This window comes from Butyrivibrio sp. NC2002, assembly GCF_000702265.1.
Classification (GTDB): domain Bacteria; phylum Bacillota; class Clostridia; order Lachnospirales; family Lachnospiraceae; genus Butyrivibrio.
This window is the reverse complement of the sequence record NZ_JNKZ01000010.1, coordinates 120,377-133,486: the sequence shown is the minus strand read 5'-3', so window position 1 is coordinate 133,486 and position 13,110 is coordinate 120,377. Positions and strand designations below refer to the sequence as shown.

Genomic DNA, 13,110 nt, shown 5'->3' with positions numbered 1-13,110 from the left:
TTACTTAGTAGTAATTGGGAACATAAAATAAAAATATCGGAATCTTAGCGAAGATAAAGGAAAATAGGGCCGATAACGTATCTGAATATGAGCAGATAAGGATCACTCAATCATGTGTTTTTAATGAAATATTGACCCCAAATATATTAATTTCTTTAAAGATAGTAGTAAAAAGGGATGGATTTAGGGGAACTTAGTAGAAAAAAGGTATATCAGAGACATAAGTTAGTAGCAATTAGGTATATAATGATGTTACTTAGTAGTAATTGGGTACGAAAAAGGAGTGATACTGAAGCGGTCAATTAGCGCGTTGACTTAGACAGTCATTAATTTAATGATTTATGCACGTGATATTGATAAATAGCATATGAAATAAACAAAAGAAATTAGTTTAGGGGTATAACTCTGTACTAAAAAGGGAAAAGATGTACAAATATAGGAATTTTTGTTTACATAAGGTACGCGAAGATTTATAATTAACTAGTACTAATTAGGTACAAACTATGTTCAATTAGGGGCAAGGAGGTAGTTGTGGGGCGTAAATCTAAAAAGCAGATGGAAGAGGAATCAGCTGCTATCGAGGGGTTTTTATCCAATCAAAATTATAAAAAAGCCAATACATTGATAAATGCGAAGGGAAGATCGACTCTTTTAGTGCAGAAGCTATTTGCAGTAAGTATAGCAAAAGCTGAGCTAAATCCTGAGGATAAGACCCTTGAAGCTAATATATATGGTACGGATTTAAAAAGAATTTTCGGGGTTAAGGGAGGTTCTTTTTACGAACATATCAAATCGGCTATTGAACCGGCAAAAAACAAGCCATCTATTCTGGACTGGCGAATTATTTATTCCAACGATGAAACACAGGAAATTGAAGCAATTAATGTTATTACGGATGCTTCATTTAAAAATGGTGTTCTGAATGTCAGGTATAACAACAAGATAACACCATATCTTGCAAACCTGCAGAGCAATTATACTGTTCTTAGTTTAGCTGAAGCGGTACAGCTTAACAGTGTTTATTCATTCAGACTGTATGAGATATTGAAGGCTGAGATGGACAGACAGAGAGCTATAACAAAGCGCCAGGGACCGTATTATGTACAATATAATCTGACAGATCTTAAACTTAGACTCGGAATAATTGATTCCCAGGCGGATCCGGAGATCATTAGTGCACTTAAGAAGGGGAATCCGGACTACGACAAAATCGAAAGAAGAGCTGAAAATACCGATGGTGCCGGAAGACTTAAAACTTTTGGTAATTTTAAGAAATTTGCTCTGGATAAAGCTAAGCAGGAATTAAATGAGACAACCAGTATCTGGTTTGACTATGAACCTGTTAAAGCAGGACGCGGTGGAAAAGTTGTTAATATAAGATTTAAGATTGATGTTAATCCTAAAGTTAAGAATTCCAATATGGAAGAGAAAACCACTAAAAAAGCACCTGCTATTGATGAGATGGAACTGTATGATAAGGTGCAGCAATTGATAGATGAAAAGATAATGATTTCTGAGATCAGAGCTATATTAGTCGCTGCAAATTATGATTATTCCAAAATTGAAAGAGCATACAAGCTAGCGAAAAAATCATCAAAAAAGATCGAGAATCTTACAGGTTGGATGATAAGGGCAATTGAGAAAAACTGGCAGCCTACAAGTTCAGAACCGGATATGGCATTTGGCAATTACGAGCAGAGAACACTGGATTTTGATGAACTTGAAAGAAGATTGGTAGAAAAGTAAAAAAATAAAGATATATTGTAGAAAAAAGGTTGAAATTTTTGCAGATCAACCAAATAAGTCAGTTTTAAATATAGTTAATATATAATATAAAAGGCCGGATAAATGAGAAAAATCATTTTCCGACCTTATTTTTGAGTTATGCAGTTGTAACTAAGTCGTATTCTTCGTAACTGTCAATTAAATCAGTAATTTTGTTTGAATCTCCGATCACTGAAACATACAATGGTTTAAGAAGGTTTAATGAAAGTAGGCCAATAATTGATTTACCATCAATATAGCTGTGTCCACTACGTACATCAACCTGACATGAAGATGAAGTATTCATTTGAACAAATTTACGGATTTTTTTCTCGTTTTCGAGACAGACTTTAATATTTTTTGTCATAATAACATAGCTAATAGCGTCGCTATAGCCCCTCCCCTCTATAAATTTTAAAAAAAGAAAAATCGTATTAAACGATAGCACATCTGAAATTTAAATTCAAGTAGCTAAATATAGTGGTATAGAAATTTAAGAAATACAATATATCGGATATGAATTATTGAAATTAACGATAAAAAGTAGAAAAAATAGAGAAAAAAAACTTAATTCCATTAAATAATCATAAAAACACGGATTATTCAAGGCTTTTGTGTTATATTGATGATGTAACTTAGAGGTGTTGAAAGGAACAGGTAATTACAGATGAAAAAAGTTCTTTTTTATGGCGATTCAAACACCTATGGATTTGATCCAAGAGGCATGATGGGTGGAAGACTTCCTGCTAATGAAAGATGGACCGAAATCCTTCAAAATTATGTGTATGGAGAGTGGAAGGTATATGCTGACGGTATGAACGGAAGAGTAATCCCGGATAATCCGTATTCGCTGCTTTCCCTTGATAAATCAGTGCTTGAGTATAGTCCATTGGATCTGTTTGCAGTTATGCTTGGAACTAATGATCTTCTCAATATGTCAGAACCTGATGCAGATGTTGTGGCTTCTAAGCTAAGGGATTTTATTGAAAGACAGCTTAATAGAACGGAATTTGTTGACAATAAGACCGGATTTTTGCTGATAGCACCCCCTCTTATTCTCTCTCATATGGAAGAAAATCTTGAAGAAGTAGAGGCTCAGAGGAAAAGACTTTCATCAGAGCTTGATATAATAGCACAGGAATTCGGAATATTCTTTGTTGATGCAGGAGAGTGGGATCTTGATTTGTCATTTGACGGAATTCACCTGTCTGCAGAAGGACATGCAAGCTTCGCAGAGCATATGAAAAATGTCTTAGAAGGCATAGATCTTACAGCTGAAAGAAAAGAAGCTGATGATTATGTTCTGGCTACATTTGCATAATGTTAAGTGTAATATTAAATAACGTTTGAAATCCATGAAATTAGTGATAATTTCATGGATTTTTTTGCATGCAAAAAGCTTTTTATATATAATTGTAAAGAGATAAAGATAGTTAGTAGAAAAATAGGTCCCTAAAAACTACTAAATAAACCATTGGGGGATTTCAATATTTTATGGAAATAGAGGAAAAAAAGGTTACCACAAAAAAAGGTGATGAATTTATTCTGCGTACACCGGTCAAAGAGGATGCCGAAGAGATTCTCCAATTCAGACGCGATATCGCAGGGGAAACAAAATACCTTATAAGATACCCTTATGAGATTGAAAACTCCGTAGAAAAAGAGGAGGAAATCATAAAAAATTATAGTAAGGCTGAACATATTGGTATGATAGCTGTTTTTGACGGGAAAAAGATAATAGGATTATCTTCAGTCAGCCCTATAGGCCTATCGTTTAAAACCAGGCATAGAGCTTGTATGGAGATTTCGGTCAGAAAAGCGTACTGGAATTTGGGACTGGGATCCATGCTTCTGGATCAGATTGTTTATATGGCAGAAAATATCGGCTATGAGAGGCTTGAATTAAGCGTATTTGCTGATAATGCAAGAGCACTCAGATTATACAAAAAGAAAGGATTTATAGATTGCGGTCAGATACCGCAGGCATTTAAGACCATGGATGGACATTACCATGATGAGGTTTTAATGACAAAGAATTTGTGGAAAAAGAATGGAAAATACTAAGATATATTTTGCTCCGTTGGAAGGCATTACAATTTACAGCTACAGAAATTTACATCACAAATATTTTTCAGGGGGAATAAGTGCTTATTATACACCCTTTTTAGCAATACATAAGCACCATGCTTTCAAAAAAAGAGATATCAGGGAAATATTACCGCAGAACAATCCGGGCATGGAGGATCTGATCATTCCGCAGATAATGGCCGGAAAAGCGGAAGACATATTATGGGGAGTAAATGAGCTTAAAGATAGAGGCTTTAAGAAAATAAACCTGAATGTCGGCTGTCCCGTTGCAACGGTTGTATCCAAAAACAAAGGATCAGGAATGCTTAAGGACGTACATGAGCTTGATAATGTACTAAGTGATGTTTTTGGAAGCAAAACGATGGATGACGTCGAATTCTCCGTAAAGACGCGTATAGGTATCGAAGATCCAGAAGAATTCTATAAAATTCTACCGGTATACAATAAATTCCCATTATCCAAACTGATAATTCATCCCAGAGTCAGAAAGCAGATGTATCAGGGAAAACCGCACATGGATATTTTTAAATGGGCATGTGAAAACAGCAAAAACAAGCTGTGCTATAACGGCGATATATGTTCAGTTGAGGATTATGAAAAATTCCGCAAGGATTATCCTGAAGTCAGCGAAATAATGATAGGTAGAGGCCTTATTGCAAATCCTGCGCTTGCAAGAGAGATTAATGGAGGAGAGAGGCTAAAGAGCGAAGAAATTAAGGGATTTATGGAAGAAATGTTTGAAAATTATCATAACGAAATTCCCGGTGATATTCAGATAATGCACAAAATGAAGGAATTGTGGGTTTATGTTGGCAAAAATTTTGTAGATAAATCCGGTGAAACTGCAGATGCATATATACATAAAATATGCGTATCTAAAAGTCTTCCGGAGTATAGAAATGCAGTAAGAACCTTATACAAAGAATGTGATATAAGATAAATATGTAAAAACACAACATGACATCAATGTATCATGATGTCATGTTGTGTCAACTAAAAAGCGCGCAACAATTATTTCAGTCTCTATTCTTCCCGGTCCTTGTTCATTAAGTCTCTTAAAGCCATTGCTATAACTTCATCAGGAGCTGCAAGCAGTTTTTTTGCTTTTTCATTCTGCTTAGGCTCTGTTGGAATTTCAGGCAATTCTTCCTTTTCACTGGGATTGTTGTTCTTAGAAGCCATATTTATTCCCCCTTAAAGAATAGTTCTTTTGTATAATTTTATCATCAAAAGAGGCGTTCATACAAATAATTGATGAAAAAATCGCGAAAATGCGCATAAAATCGTTGATTTATATATATATGAGTGGTAGAATTGCCTTAGTTTATAAAAAAACCTAAAAGGGGGAATTAAAAATGAATAAAACAGAACTCGTAGAAGCTATTGCAAAGGAAACAGGCCTTTCAAAGAAGGATTCAGAGAAGGCTGTAAAGGCTTTCGTAGATGTTGTTTCCAAGACACTTAAGAAAAAGGATAAGGTACAGCTTGTTGGCTTCGGCACATTTGAGACAACAAAGAGAGCTGCTAGAACAGGTAAGAACCCTCAGACTGGCGCTTCAATCAAGATTCCTGCTTCAATCGCACCTAAGTTTAAGCCCGGAAAAGCTCTTAAGGATCTTGTAAACAAGAAATAATTAAGACAAAATGCAGCCCCGGAGTGCGAAAGCATTCCGGGGTTTTTTCATTTATAAATCAGAGGAGTTTGGACAATGAAGATTATGAGAAATGCTATCATCACACTTGTAGTAGTACTGGCAATAGGTGGAATTTTTCTTTTCTACAAAAAGAGCCAGAATAATACTAATGAACCTACACCACAGAAGGAAGTAAAAAGCACAGAAAGTTTAGTAGAAGAAGCAAAAAAGAAAATAGTTGAGAAGGTAATCGACGAGGCTTTGGATCAATATGTTAATACTGCAGATGATGATGTTAAGAATGTTATTGAGTCGGTTACAGAAGAAGATAAAGATAAGATCACTGAAATAATAAGTGATAACCTGTCAATAGATTCCGTTTCTGATGTTAAGGAATATGTTGAGGATAATGATACTGAAGGATTATTGGAATACGCTCAGGATAAGCTCTCAGAGGAGGACTATTCTGATCTGACAGATATTATAGAGAAATATTCAAATGACTTACAGGGAAAAGACGAATAAACAAAAGGAATATGGACTTACAGCAAAAGAGGCAGTAGCTGTAAGACTTTCGCTGAAGGAATGCATAATCGGAGAACCTTCTTTCTACAGGAAGGTTGCGATGGTTGTGATTCCTATGATCATACAAAATACATTGTCAAATATAGTTGGTCTGCTTGATAACGTTATGGTTGGTCAGGTAGGCACGCTTGCTATGTCTTCAGTTGCAATTGTAAATCAGCTTATGTTTGTATTTATGCTTTGTGTCTGGGGAGCACTTGCAGGTGCCGGAATCTACGGAACTCAGTTTTTCGGAAAAGGCGATTTCGAGGGCGTAAGGATCACCATGCGCTTTAAAATGTGTATTGCAATGATAATATGCACAATATATATCGCTATTTTCTTTATCTTTGGCAAAAGCCTGGTTGGACTGTATATTGCATCCGACACACCGGTAGCCGAAGCAGAAAGGACTCTTTATCTTGCGGAAAACTATCTAAGAATAATGCTTATCAGTCTTATTCCGTTTGGAATCACTCAAGTTTATGCAGGTACTTTAAGAGAATCCGGAAAAACAACCTTGCCTATGGTAGCAAGTATGACTGCCATGGTAGTTAATTTTGTATTTAATTTACTACTTATATTCGGATATTTAGGATTTCCAAGGCTTGGAGTAATGGGCGCTGCAATAGCAACTGTTATTTCGAGATTTGCTGAAATGGGCATTGTGGTTGTCATATCACATAAAAACAAGGTGAAATATGCGTTTTTAACAGGGCTATATAATGGATTTAATATTCCTGCAAATATGGTCTGGCCTATTCTTACCAAAACACTTCCGTTACTTGCCAATGAGTTTTTGTGGAGCCTTGGACAGGCAACACTTCTTCAAAGTTATTCGGTCAGGGGAATTGAAGTGATCGCAGCTATGAATATAGCTAATACTATTGCTCAGATTTTTAATGAGGTATTTTTGTCACTTGGAAATTCAACGGCAATTATAGTAGGGCAGGAGCTTGGGGCAGACAGACTGGTAAATGCAAGAAGGGCTTCCTGGAGAATGGCTACACTTAGCATTGTAAGCTGCATTGTAATGGGATCATTGCTGCATTTGGTATCACCTGTTATTCCTCAGATCTACAATACGGAGGATGAGATAAGAGTACTTGCAACAAGCCTTATTCATGTAATTGCATTCTGTATGCCGATCAATTCATTTGCAAATGTGTCATATTTTACGCTTAGATCTGGCGGAAAGACGCTTATAACATTTTTCTTCGACAGTTGTTTTGTATGGGTCGTAAATGTTCCTGCAGCGCGTTTTTTGGCGTATTACACAACGCTTCCTGTCGTTAGGGTATACTTCATAGTCTGCTTCCTGGAAATAATCAAAAGCATGATCGGTTTTATCCTTGTAAAGAAGGGTGTATGGGTTAGAAACATCGTTAAGAATACTTGAGAAATTGTGGCTTCTTGCGGGCGAAAGAGGAAATCGTCTGCAAGAAGTCATCTTTATATAAAAGTTTAATAAATATCGTTCTAAACAAATGATGTTTTTTATGTTAAGCTTTGCTTACCGGAGACTTTTTGTCAAATTGTTTATGGAGAACGATATGGGAGAAAAAAAACCGGCATGGATCCTTAAAGACAGGATTTTTTCCGAGGATCACATGTTCACTCGTCTATTGGGGTATGCAATTGAGGAAAACCTGACGGAAACTTATCAGGCTTTGTATTACGCGCGTGATAAGCATTCAGGACAGTCAAGACATACCAGTCATTTTTCTGATGAACATATTCCATACATAATCCATCCTTTAATGATGGCTTGTCATGCGCATGCTATGGGAATTAAGGATGACAAGGTCCTTGCTACGATCCTTCTTCACGATGTTTGCGAGGATTGCGGGGTTAAACCTGAAAAGCTGCCATTTTCAGAACCGGTAAAACATTCAGTCTTTCTGTTGACGAAACCGGATGACTATACCGGAACACCTGAAAACAGGAAAAAATACTTTGATGGGATAGCATCTGATGAAACGGCATCAATTGTCAAAGCTCTCGACAGATGTAACAATATAGGGCTCATGGCACTAGCTTTTTCAAATGAGAAGATGATCGACTACATAGAAGAGACGCAGGAGTATCTGTGTCCCATTCTTGAAAAGATGAAGCATGATAGTCCTGCATACAATGATGCTGTATTCCTTATCAAATATCAGCTAAGAAGTACGATTGAAACGATAAAAGCATTTATCATGAAAGCATAACATGTGTTATATTAAATCAAAACGATAAAAACAATTAAAAAGCTCTCGGTGGGGGTACACCGGGAGCTTTTCACATAGGAAGGATTATAGAAAAAGGTTTAGTAATTATTGGTATTAACCCATTATTGCTTCAACCTGATATTCTTTTACGGAAGCATCGTAAGGAATTACGCATCCGTCGATTTCTTTGCCATTTACAATGAGCTTCTTGATGCCCTTTTCAACACCGTTTGTCTTAACTGAGATGTTGTAAGTAGCACCTCTGTACTTTCTTGTAATCTTGAAATCTCCAAAAGAAGCAGGTACACAGGGATCAACTGAAAGTCCCTTATGTGTAGGATAAATTCCCAGGATATACTGAGAAATATTAACAAATGTCCAAGCTGCAGTTCCGGTAAGCCAGCTGTTTTTGCCCTGTCCGAAGAACTTAGCATCTTTTCCGGCTACCATCTGTGAATATACATAAGGCTCAGTGCAATGAATGTCACTGATTTCCTCAACATAAGCAGGGCAGGTCTTTTGATATATCTCAAATGCTCTGTCGCCATGTCCAAGTACAGTTTCAGCGATGGATACCCAAGGATTGTTGTGGCAGAAAATACCTGCATTTTCCTTGTATCCCGGCGGATATGAACTTACTTCACCGAGCTCTAGATGATACTCTGTGTAAGCGGGCTGAAGGATCATTATGCCGTATTTTGTATCAAGCTTTTCTTTTACGCTCTTGAGAGCTTTTTCTGCAAGGCCTTCCTTAACACCGATTCCTGCAAGTACGCAGAAGCCCTGAGGCTCGATGTAGATCTGACCTTCTTTACACTCGTGAGAGCCGACCTTCTTTGAATTTGCATCATAAGCACGTACAAACCATTCGCCGTCCCAACCTGCAGTGCAAACAGCATCGTACATCTTCTTTACTTCATCTCTTGCGCGTGCAGCCTCTGCATCATCGCCCTTAAGTTCGCAAAGCTGAGCATATTCTTCGCCATATTTTACAAACATGCCTGCGATAAATACGGATTCAGCAACAGGACCTTCGCTGGGACCAAATGTCTGGAAGGATTCACCCGGATGAGCTGAGAAACAGTTAAGGTTCAGGCAGTCATTCCAGTCTGCACGACCGATAAGAGGCAGATTGTGAGGGCCTTTGTGGTTAACGATATAATCAAAGCTTCTCTTTAAATGGTTCATAAGAGGTGTAGCTACGCTCATGTCGTTGTCGAAAGGAACCTGCTCATCAAGAATAGTCATATCGCCTGTTTCACGGATATATGCGCTTGTTCCTGCAATGAGCCAAAGCGGATCATCGTTGAAGCCTGAGCCAATATCTGAGTTACCTTTCTTGGTAAGAGGCTGATACTGGTGATATGCGCTACCATCCTGGAACTGAGTGGATGCGATATCAATAATTCTCTCTCTTGCTCTGTCGGGAATAAGATGTACAAAGCCAAGAAGATCCTGACATGAATCTCTAAAGCCCATTCCACGACCGATACCGGATTCATAATAAGAAGCAGATCTGGACATGTTGAATGTAACCATGCACTGATATTGATTCCAGATATTAACCATGCGATCAACCTTATCGTTGGAAGATTCAACGTGGTAGATTGAAAGGAGGTTGTCCCAATATGCATTGAGCTCAGCAAATGCCTTCTCAACGTCAGAATCTGACTGATATCTTGCAATCATCTCATTTGCACGCTTTTTGTTGATGATTCCATGTGATTCCCACTTGTCATCTTCAGGATTTTCTACATATCCGAGGATGAAGTTGAATGTTTTGCTCTCGCCGGGAGCAAGAACAATGTCAATCTGGTGTGCAGCAACCGGTGACCAGCCACTTGCTACTGAATTTGTCAGCTGACCTGCAAATACAGCATCGGGATGATCGGGGCCGTTGTATGCACCAAGGAATGCATCTCTGCTTGTATCTATAGCATCAACCTTGGAATTTACTGAATAGATAGCATAGTGATTTCTACGCTCTCTGTACTCTGTCTTATGGAAAATGGTTGAATCTACAATCTCAACTTCACCGGTACTTAAGTTTCTCTGGAAGTTTTTCATATCGTCATCTGCATTCCAAAGGCACCATTCTACATAAGAGAAAAGCTGTATTTTTTTCTCTGAAGCGCCTGTGTTGGTGAGCTTGACATGAGAGATTTCGCAGGTGTCGTTCATTGGAACAAAGGTAAGAACTGCAGCTTCAACATCATTTTTCCTGGATGTGAATTTGCTGTAGCCGATACCATGACGGCATTCGTATGCATCGAGGGCAGTTTTAACAGGCTGCCAGCCGGGATTCCATACGGTCTCGCCATCCTTAATATATAAATATTTACCATTGTTATCGTAAGGAACATTGTTATAACGATATCTGGTAAGTCTAAGGAGTTTTGCATCCTTATAGAAAGAATAACCACCACATGTATTGGATATTAAAGAAAAGAAATCCTTGTTGCCGAGGTAGTTGATCCAGGGCAGTGGAGTCTTTGGTGTAGTGATTACATATTCGCGGTTTTTATCATCAAAAAATCCGTATTTCATTGAACATCCTCCATGTATTCTTAAACGATTAAGCAAATCAACTTACAATGGATTATATTGTATAGATTCAGATATTTCAAGGGAAAATTAGAATTCAGTATTTATCTGCATTTGCGTCTTGCTGCTTAACAAAACTTTAGATTAAGAGCGGATTTTAGATTTTTTTGTGATAAATATAAAATTTCGACCACGTAAATTTATGTATTTTTTACAAAAATATACAAATTGCACAAGATTATGAAAATCATATCTTGATTTAATGGAAAATGTGATGTATATTCGAGTTACGAAAACGATTTAGTAAAATCCATAAGGGGGACAGATGGCAGCGCGTAAAGCAGTTTCATTAAAAGATATAGCAGCAGCGTGCAACGTATCTGTCGCTACGGTTTCGAAGGCTTTAAATGATCAATCGGATATTGGCGAGGAAACGAAAAATTTAGTCCGCCAGACGGCTGAAGAGATGGGGTATTTTCCTAATTTCGCAGCCAAGGCTCTGAAAACAAACAGAACCTACAATATAGGAATACTGTTTATGGATGATATGCAGAGCGGACTGACACATAGTTATTTTTCGAGAGTTATAGAGAGCTTTAAGAAAACGATAGAAGAGCGAGGATACGACCTTACATTTATTAGTAACAACAGAAGTTCGCAAGGATATATGTCATATCTGGCACATGCAAGATACAGAAATTTTGATGGTGTTGCGATTGCCTGTGTGGATTTCTACAACCCCGAAGTTGAAGAACTTGTCAGAGGAAATATTCCTGTAGTAACAATTGACCATGTTTTTAACGACAGATCGGCGATTGTTTCTGACAACGTAAACGGCATGAAGGAGCTGGTTACTTACATAATTGAAAAGGGGCACAGAAAAATAGCATATATTCATGGTGCTGAATCAGCAGTTACAAAGGCACGAGTACAGTCTTTTTATAAGACAACACTTGATTACGGTATAGATATTCCGGACGAGTATATTTACGAAATTGACTATCGTGACACTGAGGCAGCTAAGGAGGCCACAGATAAACTTCTGAGTTTAGATGATAGACCAACATGTATTATCTATCCTGATGATTTTTCAGCATTTGGAGGTATAAATTCCCTTAAGGAACATGGACTTAGGATTCCTGAGGATATCTCAATTGCCGGATACGACGGAATAGATATAGCAATGAAATACAGTCCGCAGCTTACAACAATAGTTCAGGACACTGATATGTTGGGAAGACGTGCAGCGGAGAAGCTTATAGATTCGATAGAGAATCCAAAGACTTCATTAACCGAACAGGTCAATATTCCGGGGCATCTTAACGAAGGGGAGACGGTCAGCACTATTTGAAAATATAACTAATCGAGGAGAGAGTTTATGAAACGTTTTTTGGAAAACACATGGAAACACAGGGCGCACGTAGTTATGGCCTTGCCGGTATTCTTGATTTTGTTCTTTATCATGTATGTACCGATGGCAGGTTTGGTAATGGCATTCAAGAACTTTAACTACGCAGACGGTATTTGGAAGAGCCCTTGGAACGGAATTGATAACTTCAAATTCCTGATTGCTTCAAAGGCAACATTCATTTCAATCACAAAGAATACAATTTTGTACTATCTGCTTTTCACAATTGTAGGAACATTCCTCAATGTGACACTTGCTATCATGATCGACAGACTTGTGTTCAAGCATATGGCAAAGACAATGCAGACTATCATGATCATTCCGGTCTTCATTTCTTACGCAGCAGTACAGTTTATAGTATATGCATTCATTAGTTCAGACACAGGTATCATCAACCACATGTTTGGAACATCAACAAGATTTTATTCAACAGCAAGCCTTTGGCCCTGGATACTTCTTGTTGTAAAGATTTGGAAAGATACAGGATACGGCTCAGTTCTTTATATGTCAGTCCTTTCAGGTATTGACTCAGAGCTTTATGAAGCGGCTGACATCGACGGTGCAAACTCATGGCAGAAAATATGGCACATCACAATACCTGCCCTTATTCCTATGATAACCGTTATGCTTCTTCTTTCAGTAGGAACAGTAATGCATTCAGATACAGGTCTTTTCTATCAGGTAACCAGAAACAGCGGTACACTTTACAGCACAACTCAGGTTATCGATGCTTATGTACTTAATGCTATTTTCAAGAATTCGAATTTTGGTTTCGTAGCAGCAACATCATTCTTCCAGTCAGTTGTTGGACTGCTTCTAATGCTTCTTGCTAACTTCTCTGTTCGCAAGATTGCACCGGAAAACGCATTGTTCTGATTAAGGTATTGGGAGGATATAA

The 13,110-nt window shown here is 37.7% G+C and carries 12 protein-coding genes; 10 read left to right on the top strand and 2 right to left on the bottom strand.

Annotated features, from left to right (window positions below):
- Positions 1–531: 531 nt before the first annotated feature.
- The 4 genes from T543_RS06370 to T543_RS06350 all read left to right on the top strand — a co-directional run bounded on the left by T543_RS06370 (position 532) and on the right by T543_RS06350 (position 4,792).
- A complete protein-coding gene (locus T543_RS06370; protein WP_035766893.1) occupies positions 532–1,746 on the top strand; it encodes a replication initiation protein in 1,215 nt (404 codons plus the stop codon).
- Between the two features lie 685 nt (positions 1,747–2,431).
- Complete coding sequence (locus T543_RS06360) at positions 2,432–3,085, top strand: GDSL-type esterase/lipase family protein (RefSeq protein ID WP_035766888.1); 654 nt, start codon at positions 2,432–2,434, stop codon at positions 3,083–3,085.
- Between the two features lie 173 nt (positions 3,086–3,258).
- Complete coding sequence (locus T543_RS06355; RefSeq protein ID WP_035766886.1) at positions 3,259–3,828, top strand: GNAT family N-acetyltransferase; 570 nt, start codon at positions 3,259–3,261, stop codon at positions 3,826–3,828.
- The gene (locus tag T543_RS06350) at positions 3,815–4,792 is read left to right on the top strand and encodes a tRNA-dihydrouridine synthase family protein (protein WP_035766883.1); all 978 of its coding nucleotides are present in this window, start codon (positions 3,815–3,817) and stop codon (positions 4,790–4,792) included. Before T543_RS06355 ends, T543_RS06350 begins: the two co-directional genes overlap by 14 nt.
- Positions 4,793–4,875: 83 nt before the next feature.
- Here T543_RS06350 and T543_RS15850 read toward each other — a convergent pair whose 3' ends face one another.
- Positions 4,876–5,034 (bottom strand): hypothetical protein, encoded by a 159-nt coding sequence (locus T543_RS15850; protein ID WP_155843183.1) that lies wholly within the window; start codon positions 5,032–5,034, stop codon positions 4,876–4,878.
- A gap of 173 nt (positions 5,035–5,207) precedes the next feature.
- Between T543_RS15850 and T543_RS06345 the strand changes: the two genes are divergently transcribed.
- From T543_RS06345 to T543_RS06330, 4 genes are all read left to right on the top strand, one after another.
- The gene (locus T543_RS06345) at positions 5,208–5,486 is read left to right on the top strand and encodes an HU family DNA-binding protein (protein WP_035766881.1); all 279 of its coding nucleotides are present in this window, start codon (positions 5,208–5,210) and stop codon (positions 5,484–5,486) included.
- 75 nt (positions 5,487–5,561) lie between these two features.
- Entirely contained in the window at positions 5,562–6,011 is a 450-nt protein-coding gene (locus T543_RS06340) for a hypothetical protein (RefSeq protein WP_035766880.1), read from the top strand.
- On the top strand, positions 5,986–7,449 hold the full coding sequence (locus T543_RS06335) for an MATE family efflux transporter (protein WP_051638594.1): 1,464 nt from the start codon (positions 5,986–5,988) through the stop codon (positions 7,447–7,449). The genes T543_RS06340 and T543_RS06335 overlap by 26 nt, the downstream gene beginning before the upstream one ends.
- 154 nt (positions 7,450–7,603) lie before the next feature.
- A complete protein-coding gene (locus T543_RS06330) occupies positions 7,604–8,260 on the top strand; it encodes a hypothetical protein (RefSeq protein ID WP_035766878.1) in 657 nt (218 codons plus the stop codon).
- Positions 8,261–8,374: 114 nt separating this feature from the next.
- Here the strand turns inward: T543_RS06330 and T543_RS06325 are convergent, their stop codons facing one another.
- A complete protein-coding gene (locus T543_RS06325; RefSeq protein WP_035766876.1) occupies positions 8,375–10,807 on the bottom strand; it encodes a glycoside hydrolase family 94 protein in 2,433 nt (810 codons plus the stop codon).
- Between the two features lie 322 nt (positions 10,808–11,129).
- Here T543_RS06325 and T543_RS06320 point away from each other — a divergent pair, with 322 nt between their 5' ends.
- Together T543_RS06320 and T543_RS06315 are read left to right on the top strand one after the other, a co-directional pair.
- Complete coding sequence (locus T543_RS06320; RefSeq protein WP_035766875.1) at positions 11,130–12,155, top strand: LacI family DNA-binding transcriptional regulator; 1,026 nt, start codon at positions 11,130–11,132, stop codon at positions 12,153–12,155.
- A gap of 27 nt (positions 12,156–12,182) precedes the next feature.
- Positions 12,183–13,088, top strand: coding sequence for an ABC transporter permease subunit (locus T543_RS06315; protein ID WP_035766874.1), 906 nt, complete (start codon positions 12,183–12,185; stop codon positions 13,086–13,088).
- Positions 13,089–13,110: the final 22 nt, after the last annotated feature.

Excerpts from the sequence above, each read along its gene's own strand:
- T543_RS06325 (WP_035766876.1), bottom strand. The coding sequence starts at position 10,807 with ATGAAATACGGATTTTTTGATGATAAAAACCGCGAATATGTAATCACT.
- T543_RS06335 (WP_051638594.1), top strand. The coding sequence starts at position 5,986 with ATGACTTACAGGGAAAAGACGAATAAACAAAAGGAATATGGACTTACA.
- T543_RS06320 (WP_035766875.1), top strand. The coding sequence starts at position 11,130 with ATGGCAGCGCGTAAAGCAGTTTCATTAAAAGATATAGCAGCAGCGTGC.
- T543_RS06330 (WP_035766878.1), top strand. The coding sequence starts at position 7,604 with ATGGGAGAAAAAAAACCGGCATGGATCCTTAAAGACAGGATTTTTTCC.
- T543_RS06360 (WP_035766888.1), top strand. The coding sequence starts at position 2,432 with ATGAAAAAAGTTCTTTTTTATGGCGATTCAAACACCTATGGATTTGAT.
- T543_RS06355 (WP_035766886.1), top strand. The coding sequence starts at position 3,259 with ATGGAAATAGAGGAAAAAAAGGTTACCACAAAAAAAGGTGATGAATTT.
- T543_RS15850 (WP_155843183.1), bottom strand. The coding sequence starts at position 5,034 with ATGGCTTCTAAGAACAACAATCCCAGTGAAAAGGAAGAATTGCCTGAA.
- T543_RS06345 (WP_035766881.1), top strand. The coding sequence starts at position 5,208 with ATGAATAAAACAGAACTCGTAGAAGCTATTGCAAAGGAAACAGGCCTT.
- T543_RS06340 (WP_035766880.1), top strand. The coding sequence starts at position 5,562 with ATGAAGATTATGAGAAATGCTATCATCACACTTGTAGTAGTACTGGCA.
- T543_RS06315 (WP_035766874.1), top strand. The coding sequence starts at position 12,183 with ATGAAACGTTTTTTGGAAAACACATGGAAACACAGGGCGCACGTAGTT.
- T543_RS06350 (WP_035766883.1), top strand. The coding sequence starts at position 3,815 with ATGGAAAATACTAAGATATATTTTGCTCCGTTGGAAGGCATTACAATT.